Origin of the sequence: Streptomyces sp. NBC_00273, from assembly GCF_036178145.1 — a bacterium.
In the GTDB taxonomy this organism is placed as follows: Bacteria; Actinomycetota; Actinomycetes; order Streptomycetales; family Streptomycetaceae; genus Streptomyces.
Map to the genome: position 1 here is coordinate 3,356,574 of NZ_CP108067.1, position 23,527 is coordinate 3,380,100.

At 73.2% G+C, this 23,527-nt stretch carries 20 protein-coding genes; 6 read left to right on the forward strand and 14 right to left on the reverse strand.

Going from position 1 to position 23,527, the window contains the following annotated elements; genetic code table 11:
• Positions 1 to 77: 77 nt before the first annotated feature.
• Positions 78 to 536, reverse strand: coding sequence for a hypothetical protein (locus OG386_RS14020; protein ID WP_328788459.1), 459 nt, complete (start codon positions 534 to 536; stop codon positions 78 to 80).
• Positions 537 to 641: 105 nt separating this feature from the next.
• Positions 642 to 1,265 (reverse strand): class I SAM-dependent methyltransferase, encoded by a 624-nt coding sequence (locus OG386_RS14025; RefSeq protein WP_328788460.1) that lies wholly within the window; start codon positions 1,263 to 1,265, stop codon positions 642 to 644.
• A 123-nt stretch (positions 1,266 to 1,388) separates the two neighbouring features.
• Here OG386_RS14025 and OG386_RS14030 point away from each other — a divergent pair, with 123 nt between their 5' ends.
• Positions 1,389 to 2,144 (forward strand): Clp protease N-terminal domain-containing protein, encoded by a 756-nt coding sequence (locus tag OG386_RS14030; RefSeq protein WP_328788461.1) that lies wholly within the window; start codon positions 1,389 to 1,391, stop codon positions 2,142 to 2,144.
• Here the strand turns inward: OG386_RS14030 and OG386_RS14035 are convergent.
• Together OG386_RS14035 and OG386_RS14040 are read right to left on the reverse strand one after the other, a co-directional pair.
• Complete coding sequence (locus tag OG386_RS14035) at positions 2,098 to 3,369, reverse strand: AI-2E family transporter (RefSeq protein WP_405788896.1); 1,272 nt, start codon at positions 3,367 to 3,369, stop codon at positions 2,098 to 2,100. The genes OG386_RS14030 and OG386_RS14035 overlap by 47 nt on opposite strands.
• A gap of 50 nt (positions 3,370 to 3,419) precedes the next feature.
• On the reverse strand, positions 3,420 to 3,614 hold the full coding sequence (locus OG386_RS14040; RefSeq protein WP_033217375.1) for a DUF3046 domain-containing protein: 195 nt from the start codon (positions 3,612 to 3,614) through the stop codon (positions 3,420 to 3,422).
• Positions 3,615 to 3,695: 81 nt separating this feature from the next.
• Between OG386_RS14040 and OG386_RS14045 the strand changes: the two genes are divergently transcribed.
• A complete protein-coding gene (locus OG386_RS14045; RefSeq protein WP_328788462.1) occupies positions 3,696 to 4,733 on the forward strand; it encodes a hypothetical protein in 1,038 nt (345 codons plus the stop codon).
• On the opposite strand, the gene OG386_RS14050 is transcribed toward OG386_RS14045, so the two are convergent.
• The 4 genes from OG386_RS14050 to OG386_RS14065 all read right to left on the reverse strand — a co-directional run bounded on the left by OG386_RS14050 (position 4,702) and on the right by OG386_RS14065 (position 7,953).
• Positions 4,702 to 5,010 carry an AzlD domain-containing protein gene (locus OG386_RS14050; protein ID WP_030010743.1) on the reverse strand — a complete coding sequence of 103 codons (309 nt, stop codon included), beginning with the start codon at positions 5,008 to 5,010 and terminating at the stop codon, positions 4,702 to 4,704. The two genes, OG386_RS14045 and OG386_RS14050, sit on opposite strands and share 32 nt — an antisense overlap.
• Positions 5,007 to 5,654, reverse strand: coding sequence for an AzlC family ABC transporter permease (locus OG386_RS14055; protein ID WP_405790821.1), 648 nt, complete (start codon positions 5,652 to 5,654; stop codon positions 5,007 to 5,009). The genes OG386_RS14050 and OG386_RS14055 overlap by 4 nt, the downstream gene beginning before the upstream one ends.
• A gap of 135 nt (positions 5,655 to 5,789) precedes the next feature.
• Entirely contained in the window at positions 5,790 to 7,100 is a 1,311-nt protein-coding gene (locus OG386_RS14060) for a DUF2716 domain-containing protein (protein ID WP_328788463.1), read from the reverse strand.
• A gap of 10 nt (positions 7,101 to 7,110) precedes the next feature.
• On the reverse strand, positions 7,111 to 7,953 hold the full coding sequence (locus tag OG386_RS14065; protein WP_328788464.1) for a helix-turn-helix transcriptional regulator: 843 nt from the start codon (positions 7,951 to 7,953) through the stop codon (positions 7,111 to 7,113).
• Between the two features lie 80 nt (positions 7,954 to 8,033).
• Between OG386_RS14065 and OG386_RS14070 the strand changes: the two genes are divergently transcribed.
• The 4 genes from OG386_RS14070 to OG386_RS14085 all read left to right on the forward strand — a co-directional run bounded on the left by OG386_RS14070 (position 8,034) and on the right by OG386_RS14085 (position 15,898).
• Positions 8,034 to 12,623, forward strand: a complete 4,590-nt coding sequence (locus OG386_RS14070) for an ATP-dependent helicase (RefSeq protein WP_328788465.1) — start codon at positions 8,034 to 8,036, stop codon at positions 12,621 to 12,623.
• A 155-nt stretch (positions 12,624 to 12,778) separates the two neighbouring features.
• Positions 12,779 to 13,450 (forward strand): hypothetical protein, encoded by a 672-nt coding sequence (locus OG386_RS14075; protein WP_328788467.1) that lies wholly within the window; start codon positions 12,779 to 12,781, stop codon positions 13,448 to 13,450.
• An 806-nt stretch (positions 13,451 to 14,256) separates the two neighbouring features.
• Positions 14,257 to 15,051, forward strand: a complete 795-nt coding sequence (locus OG386_RS14080) for an Fpg/Nei family DNA glycosylase (RefSeq protein WP_328788468.1) — start codon at positions 14,257 to 14,259, stop codon at positions 15,049 to 15,051.
• A gap of 76 nt (positions 15,052 to 15,127) precedes the next feature.
• On the forward strand, positions 15,128 to 15,898 hold the full coding sequence (locus tag OG386_RS14085; protein ID WP_328788469.1) for an SDR family NAD(P)-dependent oxidoreductase: 771 nt from the start codon (positions 15,128 to 15,130) through the stop codon (positions 15,896 to 15,898).
• 365 nt (positions 15,899 to 16,263) lie between these two features.
• Here the strand turns inward: OG386_RS14085 and OG386_RS14090 are convergent, their stop codons facing one another.
• The 6 genes from OG386_RS14090 to OG386_RS14115 all read right to left on the reverse strand — a co-directional run bounded on the left by OG386_RS14090 (position 16,264) and on the right by OG386_RS14115 (position 23,505).
• Positions 16,264 to 16,644 carry a helix-turn-helix domain-containing protein gene (locus tag OG386_RS14090; protein ID WP_030012484.1) on the reverse strand — a complete coding sequence of 127 codons (381 nt, stop codon included), beginning with the start codon at positions 16,642 to 16,644 and terminating at the stop codon, positions 16,264 to 16,266.
• Between the two features lie 109 nt (positions 16,645 to 16,753).
• Positions 16,754 to 17,269 (reverse strand): CinA family protein, encoded by a 516-nt coding sequence (locus OG386_RS14095; protein ID WP_328793249.1) that lies wholly within the window; start codon positions 17,267 to 17,269, stop codon positions 16,754 to 16,756.
• Positions 17,270 to 17,316: 47 nt separating this feature from the next.
• Entirely contained in the window at positions 17,317 to 17,985 is a 669-nt protein-coding gene (gene pgsA, locus OG386_RS14100; protein WP_328788470.1) for a CDP-diacylglycerol--glycerol-3-phosphate 3-phosphatidyltransferase, read from the reverse strand.
• Positions 17,982 to 19,469 (reverse strand): 30S ribosomal protein S12 methylthiotransferase RimO, encoded by a 1,488-nt coding sequence (gene rimO, locus OG386_RS14105; RefSeq protein WP_327382957.1) that lies wholly within the window; start codon positions 19,467 to 19,469, stop codon positions 17,982 to 17,984. The genes pgsA and rimO overlap by 4 nt, the downstream gene beginning before the upstream one ends.
• 126 nt (positions 19,470 to 19,595) lie before the next feature.
• Positions 19,596 to 20,492 (reverse strand): helix-turn-helix domain-containing protein, encoded by an 897-nt coding sequence (locus OG386_RS14110; RefSeq protein ID WP_328788471.1) that lies wholly within the window; start codon positions 20,490 to 20,492, stop codon positions 19,596 to 19,598.
• A 220-nt stretch (positions 20,493 to 20,712) separates the two neighbouring features.
• Positions 20,713 to 23,505: a DNA translocase FtsK gene (locus OG386_RS14115; RefSeq protein WP_328788472.1), complete on the reverse strand. Its 2,793-nt coding sequence runs from the start codon at positions 23,503 to 23,505 to the stop codon at positions 20,713 to 20,715.
• Positions 23,506 to 23,527: the final 22 nt, after the last annotated feature.

Here is a 23,527-nt window from a genome sequence, read left to right on the forward strand (position 1 = left end):
CGGCGGCCGGTCGTCGTCCACCGCCGCCGGCCCTGCACGGACCCTACGGGGCGCCACCGACACCTGCCCCGGTCAGGTCACTTGGCCGCCGCCAGGCCCGCCTTGATCATCGAGACGGTGCTGACCAGCTTGGGGAGGCCTTCCGTCTGGACCACCCTGATGCCCCGGGAGACCTGGCTCCCCTCCTTCTTCGCGGCCCCGTCGGCGCATTCGGCCGCCCCCCGCCGGAATCCGCCGAGGGCCTCCTTCCAGTACCGCTGGGCGGCTTCGTCCGGGATCGGGTCGAGCTTCTCGGCCTTGGCCGTCTGGGCCAGCAGGTCCTGGCAGGCGGGTCCTTGGACGTCGAGCGTGCGCATGCTCACCTCGTTGACCCGGCCGGCGTCCTCGTTCAGCTTCCTGATCTGGTCCTCGCCTCCCGAGCCGTACCACTCCTCCAGCCGCTCGGCCGGGGTCTGGGAACAGCCTCCGAGCAACAGCGCGACGGCTGCGACGGTGACGGTGGCAGTGGCGGCACGGGTCGCTGCGGGGACACGCACACGGAATCTCATGGAACCTGGAACCCCCCTGGATCGGTCCGACCGATGCTGCCAGGGACGCTCGGGGCCCGTGCCCCTCGTGATGGTTTCGTGACGGGTCGTCGGTCAGAGGGAGATCGCCGTCCCGAGGGATTCGGCGCACAGGAACTTCGGCGCGCCCTCCTCGTAGAAGACGTCGAGGGCCGTGATCGTGAATCCCGCCGCCGCCAGCAGGTCCGGTGCGGAGCGGGTGAGGTGGCAGCCGCCCAGGAGCCGCATGTTCAGCGGTTCGAGCCGTCGCTGCGTGCGGCGCACGCGCCAATCGCCCTCGGGGGCGAGCCCGTGTTCGACGAAGTGCAGGGTTCCGCCGCGCTTGAGCACGCGGCGCAGCTCGCGCAGGGCGGCTACGGCGTCCGGGATGGTGCACAGCGTCCAGGTGGACAGCGCGGAGTCGAAACCGCCGTCGTCGAAGGGCAGCGACTGGCCGTCCAGGCCGGCCCGCCGGACCGGGACGCGGGTGCCGCGTACGCGCTTCGCGGCCAGCCGCCACGCGACGTCGGAGGGCTCGACGGCCGACACGCCCGTGACGGCCTGCGGGTAGAAGGGGGCGTTGTGTCCCGCGCCGAAGCCGATCTCGACGACCTCGCCCACGAGCCCCGCGCAGACCCGGCGGCGCAGCGGCCGGGCCATCTCGGCCCCGCAGGCGACGTTCAGGATCCGCGGCACTGCCTGCTCGGCGTAGAACCCCATGGCGGCCTCCGCGTCTCGCGATTCCTCCTCAGGATGGCACCGCGGCCCCGCGTCCACGACCGCCCCGCGCGAGTGACAACCCAGGGTTGACACTCACGGAAGTGTCAACCTACGGTTGCACCTATGACGAACCCTTCGGTGGAACCCGTTCGCATGACCAATCCGGTACGCCTCGACGACCTGATCGAGGCCATCAACAAGGTCCACGCAGACCCCCTGGAGCAGCTCAGCGGCGCCGTCGTCGCGGCAGAGGCCCTCGGGGACGTCGCGGACCACCTCATCGGTCACTTCGTCGACCAGGCCCGCCGCTCCGGCGCCTCCTGGACCGACATCGGCCGCAGCATGGGCGTCACCCGCCAGGCGGCCCAGAAGCGCTTCGTCCCCAAGGCGGACAAGGAGGGCGCCGGCGGCATGGACCCGAGCGCCGGCTTCGGCCGGTTCACCCCCCGCGCCCGCAACATCGTCATGACCTCCCAGAACGAGGCCCGCGCCGCAGGCAACACCGAGATCCGCACCGAGCACCTGGTCCTGGGCCTCATCGCCGAATCCGAGGGCATCGCCGGGCACGCCCTGCGCGCCCAGGGGGTCGCGGCGGACGACGTACGCGCCGCCGCGACCGCCCTGCTGCCCCCGGCCCAGCCGGAGGTCCCCGACCTGATCCCCTTCGACGCGTCCGCGAAGAAGGCGCTCGAGCTCACCTTCCGCGAGGCCCTTCGCCTGGGCCACGACTTCGTCGGCACGGAGCACGTCCTGCTCGCGCTCCTGGAGCTGGAGAACGGCGAGGGCCCGCTGAGCGGCCTCGGTCTGGACAAGGCCGCCGTCGAGGCGACCGTCAGCGAAGCCTTGGCAGTCGTACGCGTCGCCGCGGACGAGAAGTAGAGGAATCCGCGTCCCGGGTCAGCTCGTAGCGCTTGACGTACGCACCGAGGAAGGCCTGCAAGGTGGCGACGGCCGGGATCGCGATGAGCGCCCCGACCGCGCCCAGCAGGGCGGTGCCCGCGATGACCGATCCGAAGGCCACCGCCGGATGGATGTCCACGGTCTTCGAGGTCAACTTCGGCTGCAGGACGTAGTTCTCGAACTGCTGGTAGATCACCACGAAGCCGAGTACGTACAGCGCGTACCAGGGATCCACGGTGAAGGCGAGCAGGACCGGCAGCGCGCCCGCGAGATAGGTGCCGATGGTGGGGACGAACTGCGAGACCAGTCCCACCCACACGGCGAGCGCGGGCGCGTACGGCACCCCGAGGACCGCCAGCACGATGTAGGTCGCGACACCGGAGATCAGGGCCATCAGCCCGCGCGAGTAGAGGTACCCGCCCGTCTTGGCGACGGCGATCTCCCAGGCGCGCAACACCTCGGCCTGCTTCGCGGGCGGCAGTACGGAGCACAGCGCGCGCCGCAGCCGCGGTCCGTCGGCGGCGAAGTAGAAGGAGAACAGTCCGATCGTCAGCAGCTTGAAGAGTCCGCCGAGCACGGTGGCGGAGACGTCGAGCACGCCGGACGCGCTGTTCTGCACGTACTTGCGCAGCCAGTCGGAGCGCAGCACGCTCTCCTGGATCTCCAGCCGGGACAGTTCGGTGTGGAAGGTGGAGTTGATCGCTTTGATCACCGAGTCGAGATAGCCCGGGAAGCCCTCGACCATGGCGACGATCTGTCCGGCGAGCAGCGAGCCGAGCAGCGCGAGGAAGCCTGCGGTCACGACGAGCACCGCGAGGAACATCACGAAGGTGGCGACCCCGCGGCGCATGCCGCTGGCCGCCATCCTGGCCACCGCCGGTTCGATCGCGAGCGCGAGGAAGAACGCGATCAGGATGTTGACGAGGAGGCCTATCAGCTGGTGGAAGGCCCAGCTGCCGAGCTGGAAACAGGCCACGAGGGCCAGTACGAGGATCACGGCGCGCGGCAGCCAGCGCGGCATGCGCGCGTCGTCCGCGGCGGGGGCCGCCCCGGACGGCGGCGACCCGGGTGGTGGCGGCCCGGGCGGACCCGGTGGACCCGGTGGACCCGACTGACCCGGCGATTTCGGCTCCTCCGCCTGCACCGGCGGTGTCACCCCCCGTGCCTCGGCGGACTGATCGGTCGTCTCTTCGCTGGCTGCCACGGCGCCCAGTCTGTCCCACCCGCGCCCGCCCCCGCGAAACAGCGCGCTCGTCAGCGCAGCGACGCCGGCACGTCCATGGCCGAGCACACCGCGCGCCACACGTCCTTGGTCTCCCAGCCCGCGTCCAGCGCCTGGTGGACGGTCCGCCCGCCCAGCTCCGTCATGACGTGGTCCCGCGCGAAGGAGTCTGCATAGCCCGCGCCGAAGTGCTCCGCCATCCGTTCCCAGAAAATCGTCAACCGCATGCCCCCAGTATCCCGCCCCGGGAGAGTGCACCGCCCGCGTTCGGCCCTCCCCGCCGCACCACTGCGTCCTACGTTGCACGCATGCCCGGAAACGAAGCTTCCCCGCAAACCCCCCAGCCCCCACAGATCCAGCCGTCTCCCCAGACTCCCCAGACTCCCCAGAGCCCCGAGACCCCTCAGCCCCCGCAGACCCCGCTGGCTCGCGCCGAGGAGTTCATCTGGCTCACGGCCCGCGTGCTGGAGCAGCGGCGGTTCGCGTTCCACTTCCTCGGCGGGGACCCCGACCCGGTGGACACGGCCCTCGGTTCGTATCTCAACGCGGACGGGGGCTACGGTCACGCACTCGATCCGGACCTTCGCGGTCCGCTCAGCCAGCCCCTGCACACCGCGCACGCGCTGCGCGTGCTCGACAGCCTGGGCCGCTGCGCCGGGCAGCGCGTCGAGCGGCTCTGCCGCCACCTGACCGGGGTCTCCACCGCGGACGGCGCGCTTCCGGTGATCTTCCCGGCCCCCCGCGACTATCCCGCGGCCCCCTACCACCCCGTGCACGACGACCCGCCGGGCGAGCTGCTGACCACGGGCCCGGTCGTCGGCGTACTGCACCGCAACCGGGTCTGGCACGCCTGGCTCTTCCGGGCCACGGACTTCTGCTGGGAACGGGTCGAGAACCTGCGCCACTCGCACCCGTACGAGATCCAGAGCGCGGTGGCCTTCCTCGACGGCATCCCCGACCGGGCGCGCGCGGCGGCGGCCGCGGACCGGCTGGGCCGGCTGGTGCGCGAGCAGCGGCTCGTGGTGCTCGATCCGGTGCGACGGGCGGAGTACCCGGAGGCCCCCGGCTACGCGCCGGGCGAGCGCCTGTACCCGCACGACTTCGCCCGACGGCCGGAGTCGCTGGCCCGCGGCTGGTTCACCGACGCGGAGCTGCGCCGCTCACTGGACTTCCTGGCCTCCGAGCAGCAGCCGGACGGCGGCTGGCCTGTGCGCCGGCGGGCCTGGGCGCCGGGGAGTTCGCTGGAGCGGCGGCCGATCGCCACCCTGGAGGCCCTGCTCACCCTGCGCGCGTACGGGCGCCTGCCCGCCAAGGTCAGCCCCCCAGGGCCCGTACCCCCGCGGTGACGACGACGGCGGCCGCGACCACGACCAGGAACGGGGCCCGCAGCAGCAGCGCCAGTCCGGCGGCAGCGAGTCCGGCGGCGCGGGCGTCGACGACGAGGGCGGACCCGGTGCTGAAGGTCTGCTGGGCGGTGAGGGCGGCGAGCAGGGCGACCGGCAGCAGGGCGGCCAGGCGGCGCACGAGCGGCCGTTCCAGCGCCCCGGCGGGGACGAGCAGCCCGGCGAGCTTGACGGCGTAGCAGCCGACGACGGTGAGGCCGATGGCGATCCAGACGTTCACGAGCGGCGTCCCTTCAGCCACAGCACGACGGGGGCGGCCAGGGCCGCGATCAGCACGGGCACCCCGGCGGGCAGTACGGGCAGGAAGCCGAGCCCGAGGACGAGCGCGAGGGCGGCGACGGCCCGCTCCGTGGAGGTCTTCAGCATCGGGGCCAGCAGTGCCAGGAACACCGCGGGTCCGGCGGCGTCCAGGCCCCACGCCCTGGTGTCCCCGATGGCCTCGGCGCCGAGCGCGCCGAGCAGGGTGGTGAGGTTCCACAGCACGTAGAGGGTGAGCCCGGTGACGGTGAAGCCGAGCCGGGCCGACTTCCGGTCGGGCTGGGCCAGCGCGACGGCGGTGGTCTCGTCGATCACCCAGTGCGCGGCGAGGGGCCGCACGGGGCGGGGCAGCTTGAGCAGCTGCGACAGCCGCAGCCCGTAGAAGGCGTTCCGGGTCCCGAGGAAGAAGGCCCCGGCGGCGGCGGTGAACGGGTTCCCGCCCGCCGCGAGCGCCCCGACCAGGGCGAACTGCGAGGCACCGGTGAAGACGAGGAGGCTGAGCACACAGGCCTGGAGGGTGCTGATGCCGGCCCCGGCGGCGGTCACCCCGAAGGCGAACCCGGACAGTCCGACGGCCACCCCGACCCCGAGCGCGTCCCGCACCACGGCGGCGCGCGGCCGCTCGTCGGGCGCCTGCGTCTCTCGTATCTCTGGCTCTGTGACCAGCTGGTTCTCTCCCACGCCCCGAAACTACGCGGGGCCCGCCGGGCGGGTCTTGTACGTTCTTGCGCGCGCCCGGCGTCAGTCCCGCCGGCGCACCGGTTCCCCGAGGAGCACGGTGAGCTCCGCCTCGGCCTCGGCGAGCAGGGGCGCCCCGAACACGCACAGGGTGTGCTCCCAGGGGTGCCCGAGCGTACCGAAGCGCAGCTCGGGGTCGAGGTAGAGGTAGTAGTCGCCGTCCGGGTAGACCGAACCCGGCCACTTCGGGCGGCCGGGGCCGCCCACCCGGTGCGGGTCGAAGGCGTAGCCGATGTGCTGCCAATCGAGCCAGTACAGCGTCTGCCCGTCACCGGGCCCGAGCCCCAGCCCGGTGACGGCGACGGTGACCGCGCGCAGTGCGCGCCGCGCGATCCGGGCGAGTGCGTCGAGGCGCTCGTCTCCGCCCTGGTCGAGCGCGTCGAGCGACCAGGTGACGGAGGGTGCCGGCGCGTCGAAGCCGGGAAAACGACTGGTGCTGGGCCGGAAGCCGAACTCCCGCTCCAGCCGTTCCCACACCGGGCCGGTGTCGAGCTCGCCGCGCAGCTGTCGCACGGGCCGCACGGGCACGGGCGTCCCGGGCGGGTCCCAGCGGAAGGTGCGGACGGTGGTCAGCTCGCCGAAGCCGGCCGTCAGCAGCGCCGTGCGGAGGTCTCCGGCGGCCTCGGCGACGTAGTGGGTCGCCGGGCGGCCGGTCACGTGGGCGGCTTGCCCGAGCGCCTGCCAGGGCAGCAGGAGCTCGGGGTGCGGCCCGGTCAGCCCGCCGACGGAGACGAACGAGGTCCCCGGGACGCGCTCCGCCCACCCCGCGGCGGCCACGCGCCCCCGGTCGTCGAGCAGCACGGCGGCGTCCGCCCGGCCGTAGAAGGGGCCGCCGTCGGCCTCGAACTCGGCGAGGCCCTTGGCGTGCGGACCGGAGGCGGCTGCCAGCCCGCGGGCCGCCGCCCACCAGGCGGGATCCTCGGTACCGCTGTTGAGGGAGTGCACCCCCGATCGCCGGCCGTCAGGGCGGCCCGGAGTCAACCGCGCGAACTCGGCGGCCAGCAGCGAGCGCTCGGGCCCGGGAACGAATCCCGCGGCGGCCAGCGCCCCCGCCAGGGCGGGCGCCTCCGTGCCGTACGCGTTCCACCGCGCGGGCTCGTTCCGCGCCGCGAAGGCTTCGCGCTGGCGCAGGACCAGCGCGTCGAGGTCCGGCACGCGGGCCGGGAGCGGCTGGTGCTCCACCGTCCCGTGCGTGCCGTAGTGGGTGCGGACGAGGGGACCGTCCCGCTCGACCACGGCGCCGACGGCCGGCCACTCGGGCACCCGTCCCCGCACCTGCGCCTCGTAGCGTGCCCGTACTCCCCCGACGTCCATGATCGGCAGCCTAGAGCGTGCGCTCCCGCCGGTACGCGCCGGGCGGCACCCCCACGATCCGGGTGAAGTGCCGGTTCAGGTGCGGCTGGTCGGTGAAGCCCACGGCGACGGCCGCCTCCGCGGGCGCCGTGCCCGCGTCGAGGAGCCGGCGCGCCTGCCGGACCCGGGCGTCGGTCAGCCAGGTGTGCGGCGGCATCCCGTACCGCTCGCGGAAGGCTCGCAGCAGGGCGAAGGGGCTCGTGCCCACTTCCGCGGCGAGCTGCTCCAGCGACGGCGGGTCGGCCATCCGCTCCTGCAGTACGGCCCGGGCCGTAGCGGCGTCGGCGCCGCCCGCACCACGGACGGTACGGGCGGGCAGCGGTCCGGCGTGCCGGGTCAGCATCCGCGCCACCACGCTGCGCAGCAGTGTGTCGGCGGCCAGCGCGTTCCCCGCCTCGGCGGCCCGGTGGATCTCGGTGATGGCCTGCGCGCCCTGGGGGTCGGCGACCATGTCGGTGGTGAAGCCGGGGGTGCCGCGCAAGGTGCCGAGGTCTTCGGCGACCTCGACGATGAGCTCGCTGGAGGGGTAGAGCGTGGCGTACGCCCACCCCTCGGGCACGCCGGCGCGCGCGGTGTGCGGTACCTCGGGGTTGATCAGGACCACGCTGCCCGGCCCGGCGCGCACGACGTGGCCGGGGAGCCCGATCTCCTCGATGCCTCCGGTGACGGCAGCGATGACGTACCCGTCGTGGGCGTGGCGCGGGAAGGTGTGGCGCACGTAGTGGGCGCGCAGCAGGTCGAGGCCCGGCAGTTCCGCGTACTGCCAGTGCCGTGCCCACTCCCGGCGCCCCCCGGCGCCCTCGTCCGTCCCCATCCCCCCATTCTGCGCCCCGCCCGCGTCGCGCGTTTGCCCAGGTCCGGCCCGTTGTCAGTGGCCGGGTGCACGATGGGGGCATGGCAGGCGCTGCGCTCGACTCGTTCTCCCCCGCGACCCGCTCGTGGTTCACGGGGGCCTTCGTCACGCCCACCGACGCGCAGGAGGGCGCCTGGCGGGCGATCGGGGAGGGCTCGGACGTGCTGGTGGTGGCCCCCACCGGCTCCGGCAAGACCCTGGCCGCGTTCCTCGCCGCCCTCGACCGGCTCGCGTCGACCCCGCCGCCCGCCGAGTCGAAGAAGCGCTGCCGCGTACTGTACGTATCGCCCCTGAAGGCGCTGGCCGTCGACGTGGAGCGCAATCTGCGCAGCCCGCTGACCGGGATCCGCCAGGAATCGGTCCGCTTGGGCCTGCCGGAGCCGGACATCCGGGTCGGGATCCGTTCCGGCGACACCCCGCCCGCCGAACGGCGGGCGCTGGCCACCCGCCCGCCGGACATCCTCATCACCACGCCCGAGTCGTTGTTCCTGATGCTGACCTCGGCGGCCCGGGAGGCCCTCGCGGGGATCGAGACGGTGATCCTGGACGAGGTGCACGCGGTCGCGGGGACCAAGCGCGGCGCCCATCTCGCCCTCTCCCTGGAGCGGCTGGACGAGCTGCTGCCACGCCCGGCGCGCCGGATCGGGCTGTCGGCGACGGTGCGGCCGGTGGACGAGGTGGCCCGGTACCTGGCGCCGCGCGGCAAGGTGGAGATCGTCCAGCCGCCGTCGGCCAAGGAGTTCGACCTGTCGGTGGTCGTCCCGGTGCAGGACATGGGCGAGTTGGGCGGCTCCCCCGCGACCGAGGGCAAGGAGGGCGGGGACAAGCCGTCGATCTGGCCGCACGTGGAGGAGCGGATCGCCGACCTGGTGCAGGCGCACCGCTCGACGATCGTGTTCGCCAACTCCCGCCGGCTCGCCGAGCGGTTGTGCAACCGGCTGAACGAGATCGCGTACGAGCGCGCCGTCGGCGAGAAGCTGCCCGAGCACTCCTCGCCGGCCGAGGTGATGGCCCAGTCGGGTGCCGCGCTGGGCGCCCCGCCGCTGCTGGCCCGGGCGCACCACGGCTCGGTGTCCAAGGAGCAGCGGGCACTGGTGGAGGAGGACCTGAAGGCGGGCCGGCTGCCCGCCGTGGTCGCCACCTCCAGCCTGGAGCTGGGCATCGACATGGGCGCGGTGGACCTGGTGGTGCAGGTGGAGTCGCCGCCCTCGGTGGCCTCCGGGCTGCAGCGGGTGGGTCGGGCCGGGCACCAGGTGGGCGCGGTCTCCACCGGGGTGGTCTTCCCCAAGTACCGGGGCGACCTGGTGCAGGCGGCGGTGGTCACCGAGCGGATGCGCACGGGGGCGATCGAGTCCCTGCGGGTGCCTTCCAACCCCCTCGACGTACTGGCGCAGCAGCTGGTCGCGATGGTCGCGATGGACACCTGGCAGCTGGACGACCTGCTCGCCCTGGTGCGTCGGGCGGCGCCCTTCGCGGCGCTGCCGGAGTCGGCGTTCACGGCGGTGCTGGACATGCTGGCCGGGCGCTATCCGTCGGACGCGTTCGCCGAGCTCCGGCCGCGCGTGGTCTGGGACCGGGTGGCGGGGACGGTCACGGGCCGGCCGGGTGCCCAGCGCCTCGCGGTCACCTCGGGCGGCACGATCCCCGACCGGGGTCTCTTCGGTGTCTTCCTCGCGGGCTCCGACCCCAAGAAGGGCGGCGGCCGGGTCGGGGAGCTCGACGAGGAGATGGTCTACGAGTCCCGCATCGGGGACGTCTTCACCCTGGGCACCACCTCGTGGCGGATCGAGGACATCACCCGCGACCGGGTCCTGGTCACCCCCGCCCCCGGGGTGCCGGGCCGACTGCCGTTCTGGAAGGGCGACCAGCTCGGCCGGCCGCTCGAACTGGGCCGCGCGGTCGGCGCGTTCCTCCGCGAGCTCGGCGGCCTGGGCGAGGAAGACGCCCGGCTGCGGCTGCTGGCGGCCGGTCTGGACGCCTGGGCCGCCGAGAACGTGCTGGCGTACCTCGCCGAACAGCGCGAGGCCTGCGGTCACGTCCCCGACGACCGGACCATCGTGGTCGAGCGGTTCCGCGACGAACTGGGCGACTGGCGGGTCGTCGTCCATTCCCCTTTCGGCGCGCAGGTGCACGCCCCGTGGGCGCTGGCGCTGGGTGCCCGCCTCGCCGAGAAGTACGGCATGGACGCGCAGGTGATGCACGCCGACGACGGGATCGTGCTCCGTCTGCCCGACGCGGACCTGCTGTCCATGGACCTCTTGGACCACGACCCGGCGGCCGCGCACGGGTTCGAGTTCGACGACGAGAAGGCCCCGCTGGGCGCGGCCGACGTCGCCTTCGACCACGGTGACATCAACCAGCTCGTCACCGACCAGGTCGGCGGCTCCGCGCTGTTCGCCTCCCGGTTCCGCGAGTGCGCGGCCCGCGCCCTGCTGCTGCCGCGCCGGAGCCCCGGCCGGCGCACCCCGCTGTGGCAGCAGCGCCAGCGCGCCTCCCAGCTGCTCCAGGTGGCCTCGGAGTTCGGCTCCTTCCCGATCGTGCTGGAAGCCGTACGGGAGTGCCTCCAGGACGTCTTCGACGTGCCCGGCCTGACCGAGCTGATGGGGGACATCGAGGCGCGCCGCGTCCGGCTGGTCGAGGTGACGACCCCGGAGCCCTCCCCCTTCGCCCGTTCCCTCCTCTTCGGGTACGTGGCCCAGTTCCTCTACGAGGGGGACTCGCCGCTGGCCGAGCGCCGGGCGGCCGCGCTGTCGCTGGACTCCCGGCTGCTGGCGGAGCTGCTCGGCCAGGCGGAGTTGCGCGAACTCCTCGACGCGCAGGTGCTGGAGGAGCTGGAGCGGGAGCTGCAGTGGCTCACGGAGGACCGGCGGGCCAAGGATCCCGAATCGGTGGCCGACCTGCTGCGCCTGCTGGGCCCGCTGACGCAGGACCAGTTGACCGAGCGCGGGGCCGATCCGGCCTGGGCCGGCGAGCTCGCCGCTGCCCGCCGCGCCATCGCGGTCAGGATCGGCGGCGCGGACCACTGGGCGGCGATCGAGGACGCGGGCCGGCTGCGGGACGCGCTGGGCACGGCGCTGCCCGTCGGCGTCCCGGAGGCGTTCACCGAGCCGGTCAAGGACCCGCTCGGGGACCTGCTGGCCCGGTACGCCCGCACCCACGGACCCTTCACCACGGCCGCCGTCGCCGCCCGCTTCGGCCTGGGCGCGGCGGTGACCGAAGGCGCCCTGCACCGGCTGGCCGCGGCCGGCCGGGTGGTGCAGGGCGAGTTCCACCCTGCGGGCATCGGCCAGGAGTGGTGCGACGCGACGGTGTTGCGCAGGCTCCGCCGCCGCTCGCTCGCCGCGCTCCGCCAGGAGCTGGAACCGGTGCCGCCGACCTCGCTGGCCACCTTCCTCCCCCAGTGGCAGCACCTGGGCGGAGCCCTGCGCGGCCTCGACGGGCTGGCCCGGGCGGTGGAACAGCTCCAGGGCGCCCCGGTCCCGGCCTCCGCGCTGGAACGCCTGATCCTCCCGTCACGGGTGAGCGGGTACTCCCCGGGCCTGCTGGACGAACTGACCACCGCGGGCGAGGTGGTGTGGGCGGGCGCCGGCGCCCTCCCGGGCAAGGACGGCTGGGTCTCCCTCTACCTGGCGGAAGCGGCCCCGATGCTGCTGCCCCCGCCGCACCCGCTGGAACAGAGCCCCCTCCACCAGGCGGTCCTGGCGTCGCTGGCGGGCGGGTACGGCCTGTTCTTCCGACAGATCGCGCAGTCGATCCGCGGCGAGTTCCCCGAGGTGTCCGACGTCGCCCTCTCCGAGGCCGTATGGGATCTGGCCTGGTCGGGCCGGCTCACCAACGACACCCTGGCGCCCTTGCGCTCGCTGCTCGGCTCGGGCCGCACGGCCGGCTCGACGGCACACCGGGCCCGGCGCACCGTCCCCCGCGGCCGGTACGGCACGCTCAGTGCGACCGTGTCCCGTACCGGCCCGCCCACGGTCTCCGGGCGCTGGTCCCTGCTGCCGGCCGCGGCCCCCGACCCGACCCACCGGGCCCACGCCCTGGCCCGCACGCTGTTGGACCGGCACGGGGTGGTGACCCGCGGGGCGGTCGCCGCGGAAGGAGTGGAGGGCGGCTTCAGCGCGGTCTACCGCGTCCTGTCGGCCTTCGAGGACAGCGGTCAGGCACGCCGGGGCTACGTGGTGGAAGGGCTGGGCGCGGCCCAGTTCGCGATGGACGGCGCGGTGGACCGGCTCCGGGCCGCCGAGCGGACCCCGCCACCGCTGGCGGCGGTGGTGCTGGCGGCCGCCGACCCGGCGAACGCGTACGGCGCGGCCCTGCCCTGGCCCGAGCCGCCGGCCGGGGCCACCCACAAGCCGGGCCGCAAGGCGGGCTCCCTGGTGGTGCTGGTGGACGGGGAGCTCGTCCTGTACCTGGAGCGCGGCGGCAAGACCCTGCTGGCCTGGCCCGCTCCGGAGGACCCCCGGCTCACGGCGGCCACGGCCGCCCTGGCGGCCGCCTCCCGCGCGGGCACGCTCCCGGCCCTCACGGTGGAACGGATCAACGCCGCGGCGGCCCTGACCTCCCCCCTGGGCCCGGCCCTGGAGGCGGCCGGTTTCCACGCCACTCCGAGGGGTTTGCGCATGCGTTCCTGACGGCCGCAAACGGTCCCGAGTGTTCCACTCACGTCCTGGACATGTCACAGAACCGTTCCCGAGCACCCCTGGGCTGGCCAATCCGCTTATTGATCCTTTATCAAGATGATCACAAGCGTTGCATTGGCAACGGACCTTCATGGGGGAGCAGAGAAGTGAGCACCATCAGCATGCGCAACACCGCCCTCGGCGCGATCGGTCTGGCCGTCGTCGGCAGCCTGGCCCTGACCGGCTGCAAGAACGGCAACGAAGAGACCCCGGCCCAGCCGACGACGTCCGGCCCGGGCAGCGCCTCGCCCACCGCCGGCGCCTCGGCCAGCCCGTCGACCGGCGGCAGCGGCGCCCCCGCCGGAGCCGCAGGCACCGCGAAGTCCGGCCAGGCCTTCAAGATCGGCGAGGCCGCGGAGATCCCCTACGACTACGGAGACTTCAAGGGCAGCCGGCTCGCCCTCACCGTCACCGCGATCGAGCAGGGCACGCCCGCCGACCTGGAGGGGCTCAACCTCGGCGACAAGGCGAACGGCAAGGTCCCGTACTACATCCGCTACACGGTCAAGAACATCGGCGCCACGGACATGTCCTACGCCTCGGTCGGGCACGTCAGGGGACTGCTCGGGGACGGCACCGAGGCGCAGAGCCTGGCCGTCATCGGCAAGTTCGAGAAGTGCAAGGACGAATCCATGCCGAAGGGCTTCACCAACGGCCAGACCCAGACCAGTTGCGCGATAGCCCTGGCCCCGTCGGCCCAGGTGAAGGTCGCCGGCGCCGAGTACTGGGGCAACCCGTACAACGCGATCAGCAACGGCAAGGGCATCACCTGGAAGTAACTCCACCGCCGTGGCCCGGCCCCTGGCCAAGGGGCCTTGGGCCCGCGGGCCCAAGGGGCCGGGGCCCCTTCCGCAGCCGGCCTGCGCCGCATCGGGACCGCACCGCCGGACCGCGGGGAGCGGCGGAGCGCCTCCCGCCTGCGGCCGGCATGCAGGTCCCCGGCCTCCGCGGCAGCCGACCGGGGAGATCCGGCTCGAGACCGGGGCCACGCACCGAGCGCCCGGCGGCGGCCGCCCCCGGACCGCAAAGGCGGTGTGGAGCGGCACGGCCGGGCCCCTCCACACCCGGAACCGCACGAAACCCCCGGAGGCCGCCCGCAGGGCCCCGCCCCTGCCCCAGCCGGCCCGCGGGCACCCGACCCGCATCGGGACCGCGCCGCCGGACCGCGGGGAGCACCCGCGGACTGCAAGGGCGGCTTGGAGCGGCACGGTACGACCGCTCCACACCCGGACCAGACGGAGTGCGCCCGAAGAGGCCCGGCTGGTACGCGGACACCCGACCCGAAGCGGGCCGCGCCGCCGGACCGGGGGGGAGCGCAGGGGTGCGCCGCTACGCAGCCCGCGCCGGCGACCGTGCCCAGCACACCCCGGACCGCAAGGGCAGAGGAGAGCCGCACGGCCGGGCCCCTCCGCCCCCAAAACCGCCGCACGGAGCCCCCGCAGGGCGCCGCGCCGGCCGGAAGCCGGCCTGCAGGTACCCGGTCCCCGTCGGGGCCACCCGCCGGACCGCGGGGAGGGCACAGCCGGACCCGGCGTCGCCGACCCGCGCGCGCCGGGCTCGCGGGCCGGGGGCGCACAATGAGGCCATGCCCGAAGGCGACAGCATCCGGCGCGTGGCGACCCGGCTCCACACCGCCCTCGCAGGCCGCGCACTCACCCGCAGCGACCTGCGCGTCCCCCGCTTCGCCACCGCCGACCTCACCGGCCGCGTCACCCTCGACGTCACCCCCCGCGGCAAACACCTCCTCGCCCGCTTCGAGGGCGGCCTCACCCTGCACAGCCACCTCCGGATGGACGGCGCCTGGCACGTCTTCGCCCCCGGCGAGAAGTGGCGCGGCGGCCCCGCCCACGAGATCCGGGCCGTCCTCGGTACGGCCGACCACACCGCCGTCGGCTACCGCCTCCCCGTCCTGGAGCTGATCCGCACCGCCGAGGAGGACCGCGCCGTGGGCCACCTCGGCCCCGACCTGCTCGGCCCGGACTGGGATCCGGCCCTCGCCGCCGCCCACCTCCTCGCCGCCCCCGAGCGCGCCCTCGGCGAGGCCCTGCTCGATCAGCGCAACCTCGCCGGGATCGGCAACATCTACAAGGCCGAGCTCTGCTTCCTGGCCCAGGTCACCCCGTGGACCCCGGTCGGCGCGCTCCCCCAATCCGCTCTCCCCCGGCTGGCCGCCGCCGCCCACCGGCTGCTGTCCGCGAACACCGGCGAGCGGCCGGGCCCGCGCAACACGACCGGTAGCCGCCGCCCCGGCCAGGACCTCTTCGTCTACGGCCGCGCGCACCGTCCCTGCCTGCGCTGCGGCACCCCCGTCCGCGAGGCCCCCCAGGACGGCCGCCCCACCTACTGGTGCCCCCGCTGCCAGCAGGGCCCGACTCCCTGAACGCCTCCCTCGAAGTGCCGGATCAGACCGGCCACATCGATTGACGGTCCGTCAGATACGGTCGTACGGTCCCGGCATGCCCACACCCACAGCCCCGTACGGACTCACCGGCCGCACCGCCCTGATCACCGGCGCCGCCAGCGGCATCGGCCGCGCCACCGCCGTCCTGCTCGCCGAGGCGGGGGCGCACGTGCACTGCGCGGACCGCGACGAGCAGGGCCTCGCCGAGACGGCCGCCCTCGTCGCCAAAGCCGGGGGCGCCGCCACCGTCCACCCCCTCGACGTCACCGACCGGGCCGCGCTCCGGGCAGCCGTCACCGCGGCGGGCCCGCTCGACATCACGGCCGCCATCGCCGGGGTCATGCACACGAGCAGCGTCCTGGAGACCACCGACGAGGACCTCGACCGGATCCTGGACGTCAATTTCAAGGGGGTCCTGCGCACCTGCCAGGAAGCCGCCCGCTCCATGATCGCGGCGGGCCGCCCCGGCTCCCTCGTCACCATGGCCTCCGGGGCCGTGGACGCCGCCCAGCCCGGCCTGCTCTGCTACAGCGCCGCCAAGGCCGCCGTCGTCCAGCTGACCAAGACCCTCGCCACCGAGGCCGGCCCGCACGGCATACGGGTCAACGCCGTCGCCCCGGGCTGGATCCGCACCCCCATGACCGGCCGCCACAGCCCCGAGGTCCAGGAACGGACCGAGGCGGCGATGGTCCGGATGTCCCCGCTGCGCCGGGTCGGCGAGCCCGAGGACATCGCCCGGGCGGTGCTCTACCTGGCCTCGGACGCCTCGTCCTTCATGACGGGCCAGATCCTTCGCCCGAACGGTGGGGTGTCCATGCCCTGGTAGCCCCGTCGACCGCCCGCCGCACCGTCTGCCGCGCCTTCCGCACCGGGCCCGGCACACAGTGCACCGGCAGCAGGCCCAGCCCCCAGCCGCCCACCGCCACGGCGCCCTCCACGGCCCCGGACTCGGCGGGCGCCAGCACCAGCCGCAGCACGGCCCACCACCACAGCGCCCCCACCGTCAACGCGAGGACCGACACCGCGGGTGTGCGCAGCAACCGCCGCACGAACGCCTCCCAGAGGCCGGAACCCGGACGGCCCCATCCTCCCGCACCCCCCGCGCCGCCGCACCCAGAACGGCCGGAGCCCCGACCGGTGCACCAGGCACCGGCCGGGGCTCCGGCCACGCTCAAACACGCACGTGCTCGCTCACGCGGCTACGACATTCACCGCTTCCGCAGGCGCCTTGATGGTCACCCGCTCCGGTCCACCCGTGACCGAAGCCATGGAGACCGAATTGAGCATCGGGCGGACCGGCACGCTGACCGGTTCGCTTGCCGCGGCCGACTGTGCCAGCTCGGCCAGCGACAGTTCGTCACTGACTTCGCGCATCAGCTCGGACATCCGTACGTCCAACGCGTCGCAGATCGCGGAGAGCAGCTCGGAGGATGCCTCCTTCTGCCCCCGCTCCACCTCGGAGAGATAGCCGAGAGAAACTCGGGCCGACGAGGAGACTTCGCGCAGAGTACGGCCCTGGCGCTGGCGCTGCCGACGCAGCACGTCACCCAGCAGGCGACGGAGCAGAATCATCGGTGGCTCCCTCCTCTGACCGTGTAGCCGCATCCTTCACGCCCCACCGTACCGCCTCGCGCCGCGGCCGTGCGGGGAGCGATGTCGTGTTCACTCAGGGCTGCAAACATCAAATCCCCCCGTTCTGTTCCGTATCCTGCCTCCGCGCATTCTCACGGAGTTGGTCTGAGAGAAGCCTGAGCACTGTGCGTGCACTCTCCCTACGGATTTCCGCGCGGGAGCCTTTCAACCTCAGACGGACCGTTTTCCTGCCCCCTGGACCGTCCACCGCGACGAAAACCGTGCCCACCGGCTGCCCGTCCTGCGGCTCCGGACCGGCCACCCCGGTGGTCGAGATCCCCCACGAAGCGCCCATGACGCGCCGCACACCGGCCGCCATCTCCGCCGCTACCTGCGCGTTCACCGCACCTTCGGCTTCGAGCAATCCCGCGTCCACCCCGAGGACCCGGTGCTTGATCTCCGTCGCGTACGCGGTGACCGACCCGCGGAAGGACCGGGAGGCTCCGGGAACGGCCGTGAGCTCCGCGGCCACCATGCCGCCGGTCAGCGATTCCGCCACGGCGAGGGTCTGGTCACTCTCCGCAAGCAGGCGCAGCGCATCAGCAGCCGCTCCGGTCGCACCCACCGCTCCCGAAACGGCTTCCGCCGCCGGAAGATCCCCCGCCGCGTGGATCACCTCGCGGCCCGCTCCGCAGCCCGCTCCTCGGCGAGACCCTGGCGGCGCAGCACGACCGCCTGACGGATGTAGTCCAAACCGGTGACGACGGTCAGCACGACGGCGAGCGCCATCACCCAGAAGCGCATGGTCGCCAGCGCCCCGGTCAGGGCGAGTACGTACATGCCCACGGCCGTGCCCTGGGCCAGGGTCTTCAGCTTTCCGCCCCGGCTGGCCGGAATCACGCCGTAGCGGATGACCCAGAAGCGCATCAGGGTGATCCCGAGCTCCCGTCCGAGGATCACTCCGGTCACCCACCAGGGCAGGTCACCGAGCCAGGAGAGACAGATCAGCGCCGACCCCATGATCGCCTTGTCGGCGATGGGGTCGGCGATCTTGCCGAAGTCCGTGACCAGGTTGTACGTCCGGGCCAGGTGCCCGTCGAAGATGTCCGTGATCATGGCGACGGCGAACGCCGCCCAGGCCCAGGCCCGCCACGCCGGGTCGTAGCCGCCGTCGGCGAGCAGCAGCACGACGAAGCCCGGCACGAGCACGAGCCGGATCATCGTCAGGATGTTGGCGATGTTCCACAGGCTGGCCTGATTGACCGCCGCGGCCCCCAGCTTTGCGCCGGGTACCGGCCGACGGCCGGTCCCGCCCGCCGCAGATGCCGGGACTCCGGTCATCCGGCCGCCTCCTCAAGATCCATGCCGAGGGGCTCGGCGACCAGGTCCACACCCAGGGTGCCGACCACCTTTGCCGTGACGATACGCCCGGGGACCAGGCCCGTGCTGTCCGTGAAGACCACCTGGCCGTCCGTTTCGGGCGCCTGGTGCGCGGCGCGCCCGTAGGCGCCCTCGCCGTCCTCGTCGACCGCTTCCACGGTCTCGACGAGCACTTCGAGGGTCTCCCCGATGCGCTCCTCGGCGCGCTGCGAGGTGAGCTCCTCGGCGAGCCGCTGCATGTGCGCGAGCCGCTCGGCGATGGTGTCCTCGTCCAGCTTGTTCTCGTAGGTGACGGCCTCGGTGCCGTCCTCGTCGGAGTAGCCGAAGACGCCGATGGCGTCGAGGCGCGCGTGGGTGAGGAAACGCTCCAGCTCCGCGAAGTCCGATTCCTTCTCGCCGGGGAAGCCGACGATGAAGTTGGAGCGGACGCCGGCCGTCGGGGCCTTGGAGCGGATGGTGTCCAGCAGCTCCAGGAAGCGGTCGGTGTCACCGAAGCGGCGCATGGAGCGCAGCACGTCGGGCGCCGAGTGCTGGAAGGACAGGTCGAAGTACGGCACGACCTTGGGGGTCGAGGTGAGTACGTCGATCAGGCCGGGCCGCATCTCGGCGGGCTGGAGGTAGCTGACGCGGACGCGCTCGATGCCGTCCACCTCGGCCAGCTCCGGCAGCAGGGTCTCCAGCAGCCGGATGTCGCCGAGGTCCTTGCCGTACGAGGTGTTGTTCTCGGAGACCAGCATGATCTCCTTGACGCCCTGCTCGGCGAGCCAGCGGGTCTCGCCCAGCACGTCGCTGGGGCGGCGGGAGATGAAGGAGCCGCGGAAGGACGGGATGGCGCAGAAGGAGCAGCGCCGGTCGCAGCCGGAGGCCAGCTTGACCGAGGCGACCGGGCTCTTGTCCAGGCGGCGGCGCAGGGGCGCGCGCGGACCCGAGGCGGGCGCGAGCCCGTCCGGCAGGTCGGCGGGGGCCTCGGCGGGCTCCTGGGCGTGTCCCGGGAGGGAAACCTCGGCGGCCTGGCGCTCGGCCGGGCTGATCGGCAGCAGCTTGCGCCGGTCGCGCGGGGTGTGGGAGGCGTGGATGCCACCGTTGAGGATGGTCTGGAGGCGGTCGGAGATGTCGGCGTAGTCGTCGAAACCGAGGACTCCGTCGGCCTCGGGGAGCGCTTCGGCGAGTTCCTTGCCGTAGCGCTCGGCCATACAGCCGACGGCGACGACGGCCTGGGTCTTGCCGTGATCCTTGAGATCGTTGGCTTCCAGCAGGGCGTCTACGGAGTCCTTTTTGGCGGCTTCGACGAAGCCACAGGTGTTGACGACGGCTACGTCCGCATCGGCGGCGTCCTCGACGAGCTCCCAGCCATCCGCCGCCAAGCGGCCTGCGAGCTCCTCCGAGTCCACCTCGTTACGGGCGCAGCCAAGAGTGACAAGGGCGACGGTACGGCGTTCGGGCATGGACTCAAGACTACTTCGTCCCGGCGTCGGCCCCTGCCGCAAGTCCCCGTACAGCAAGATCCCCGGGGTGCGGCGCAGCACCCCGGGGATCCGGATTCAAGCCTTCCGCCCTAGGGCGGTCCCGCGTCAGCCCGCCTGGGGCTGGTCCTGGAGGGGGTCGGCCTTCGTGTATTTCAGACGCTCCACCTGACCCGACTGGAAGTCGTCCTTGATCTCCTTGCCGTTCACGAAGAGCTTCACGGCCCCGGCGTCGCCGAGCACGAGGTCGACGGACTCCTTGTCCGTGAAGGTCTTGGACTCGCCCTGCGCGAGGGTGCCGTCGAAGAGCAGCCGTCCGGTGGAGTCCTTCGCGGAGATCCAGCTCTCGCCCGTGTCGGCCGTCAGGACCACGGTGACGAGGTCCTTGGGCGCGGCGGCGATCGCACTGTCCGAGGGCTCCGGCTTGGGCGCCTGCGGGGTCTGCTGCGGCTGGGTGACCGGCTTGGCGCCGGTCTGCTTGGGTGCGGGCTTGGGGGAGGCGGAACCTTCCGCCACCGGGCGCTTGTCCTTCTCGTCGCCACCGCTGAAGGCGGTGAAGCCAACGAAGCCGATCACGGCGACGATGGCGGCGACCATGGCCGCGGTCCAGTTGGGCCGCTGCCGCTCGGGGCGGATCCGCTCGGCCTCGAACATCGGCGCGGCGGGCGTGGGTGCCGGCCGGCCGCCGTGGGCCGCGTCGTAGCTCTCGACCAGGGGTTCCGGATCGAGGCCCACGGCGCGGGCGAGCGTACGGATGTGACCGCGGGCGTAGACGTCGCCGCCGCACCGCGTGAAGTCGTCCTCTTCGATCGCGTGCACGATCGGGATGCGCACGCGGGTGGTGGAACTGACCTCGTCGACGGTGAGCCCGGCGGCGATCCGGGCCTTCTTGAGGGCCGTCCCGATGGACGGGCCTTCGACGGGACGTTCGACGATGCGGTCCTCGGACCGGTCGTCGGTCGAAGGCCGCTCTTCTTCGGGGGAGTTGGAGTTGCCGATGGACACGTGGGCGCCTTTCGAGCGTGTAGCCACCTGCTGGAAGTCCAGTCTAGGGGGGTGACGAAAGGGTGGAGCAACCGGAGGGTGCACTCCCTACGCCATCCGAATGGCGAAGGGAGGTCATGCTCGGGTGCGGCGGCCCGGCGCCGTGCGCGAGCTCGTGCGCCTACCGCCACCTCTCTTCAACTTGACGCGGGCCCAAGGGAAACGGTTGCCCGCGATTTCATTACGGATGGGCCTCGCCTCGGATGACCGCGAGCACACCGTCCAGGTCATCGGCCTTCAACAGGACGTCGCGCGCCTTCGAGCCCTCGCTGGGGCCGACGATGCCCCGCGACTCCATGAGGTCCATGAGCCGCCCGGCCTTCGCGAAGCCCACCCGCAGCTTGCGCTGGAGCATCGAGGTGGACCCGAACTGCGTGGAGACCACCAGCTCCGCCGCCTGGCACAGCAGGTCCAGGTCGTCGCCGATGTCCTCGTCGATCTCCTTCTTCTGCTTCTGCCCGACGGTGACGTCGTCCCGGAAGACGGGCGCCATCTGGTCCTTGCAGTGCTGGACGATCCCGGCGATCTCGTCCTCGGTGACGAAGGCGCCCTGGAGGCGGACCGGCTTGTTCGCGCCCATCGGCAGGAACAGCCCGTCGCCCTTGCCGATCAGCTTCTCGGCGCCCGGCTGGTCCAGGATGACCCGGCTGTCGGCGAGCGAGGAGGTGGCGAAGGCGAGGCGCGAGGGCACGTTCGCCTTGATCAGGCCGGTGACCACGTCCACGGAGGGCCGCTGGGTGGCGAGCACCAGGTGGATGCCGGCCGCGCGGGCCAGCTGGGTGATGCGGACGATCGAGTCCTCGACGTCGCGCGGGGCCACCATCATCAGGTCGGCGAGCTCGTCGACGATCACCAGCAGGTACGGGTACGGGCTGAGCTCCCGCTCGCTGCCCGGCGGCAGTTTGATCTTGCCGTCCCGGATGGCCTGGTTGAAGTCGTCGATGTGCCGGTAGCCGAAGGCGGCCAGGTCGTCGTAGCGCAGGTCCATCTCGCGCACGACCCACTGGAGGGCCTCGGCGGCCCGCTTGGGGTTGGTGATGATCGGCGTGATCAGGTGCGGGATGCCCTCGTACGCCGTCAGTTCGACCCGCTTGGGGTCCACGAGGACCATCCGGACGTCCTCCGGGGTGGCCCGGACCATGATCGAGGTGATCAGGCAGTTGATGCACGAGGACTTGCCGGAACCGGTGGCGCCGGCGACCAGCACGTGCGGCATCTTGGCGAGGTTGGCCATGACGTAGCCGCCCTCGACGTCCTTGCCGAGCGCGACCAGCATCGGGTGGTCGTCCTCGGCCGCGTCCGCGAGGCGCAGCACGTCACCGAGGTTGACCATCTCGCGGTCGGTGTTCGGGATCTCGATGCCGACCGCGGACTTGCCCGGGATCGGGCTGATGATGCGGACGTCCGGCGAGGCCACGGCGTACGCGATGTTCTTGGTGAGGGCGGTGATCCGCTCGACCTTGACCGCGGCGCCCAGGGTGACCTCGTACCGGGTGACGGTCGGACCCCGGGTGAAGCCGGTGACGTCCGCGTCGACCTTGAACTCGGTGAACACGTTGCGCAGCGAGGCGACGACCGCGTCGTTGGCGGCGCTGCGGGTCTTGCCGGGCCCGCCCTTCTCCAGCAGGTCGAGCGAGGGCAGCGCGTACGTGATGTCCCCGCGCAGCTGGAGCTGCTCGGCGCGCGGCGGCAGCGCCTGGGTCTGCGGCGGGGCCTTGGTCAGGTCGGGCACCGACAGCGTCCCGGAGGCCGCGGCGGTGGTGGCGTGCGGCCGCCCGGCGGCGGGGTCTGCGGCGACCTCGGGGGCGCGCTCGGGGGTGCGGTCCGGTACGGGACGCTCCGCACGGGCGGTCGGCACCGGAGCGGTGGAATCCGAGCCCTCCCGCTCGACGGTGATCCCCTGCGTGAGGTCGGCGACGAGCGGGGAGGGCGGCATTCCGCCGTAGACCACCCCGTCCAGCGCGGCGGCGGCCGCCGCGGCCACGTCGACGGCGTCCATCTCCCGCTCCATGGCGGGCCGGGCCGGGGTCCTGCGCGGCCTGCGCCGCCGGGCGAGCGCCTCCTCCTCGGCCTCGTCCGCCGGGTCTCCGGAGCCCTCGCCGGCTCCGCCACGGGCCCGCCACTGATCCGGGTCGTGCCGCTCACCGGCGGCGTCCGCGTCCTCGCCGTAGCCCTCGTCGTACTCGTTCGGGGCGATGATCCCGAGCCGGATGCCGAGCCTGCGCAGCCGCTGCGGGATCGCGTTGACCGGGGTCGCCGTGACCACGAGCAGCCCGAAGATCGTGAGCAGTACCAGCATGGGCACGGCCAGCGGCGCACCCATGGTGAAGATCAGCGGCTTGGAGGCGCCCCAGCCGATGAGCCCGCCCGCGTTCTGCATCGCGGTGGTGCCCTCGTCCCGGCCGGGCGCCCCGCAGGCGATGTGGACCAGTCCCAGGACCCCGATGACGAGGGCGGACAGCCCGATGCCGATGCGGCCGTTGGCATCGGTCTGTTCGGGATGGCGGATGAAGCGCACCGCCATGACGCCGAGCAGGATCGGCACGAGCAGGTCCAGCCGGCCGAAGAGACCGGTGACCAGCATCGTGACCAGATCCCCTACGGGACCGCTCAGGTTCGACCAGGTACCGGCGGCGACGATCAGCGCGAGGGCGAGCAGCAGCAGCGCCACGCCGTCCTTGCGGTGCGCGGGGTCCAGGTTCCTGGCCCCCTGGCCGATCCCGCGGAAGACGGCACCGACCGCGTGCGCGCAGCCCAGCCAAACGGCGCGCACCAGTCGCACCACGCCCCCGGTCGGGGAGGGCGCGGGCTTGGCCGCGACCTTCTTCACCGGAGGGCGCTTGGCGGCCGCCGCCTTCTTCGCCGGGGGCTTGCGCGCGGGCGCGGCCTTCTTGGCCGGCGCCGTCGTACGGCCGGTGCGGCCCTTCGCGGTGCCCGCGGTGCTCTGGGAACCCTTACCGGACGTACGTGACATGGGCCCGAGGTTACCGGTGCGC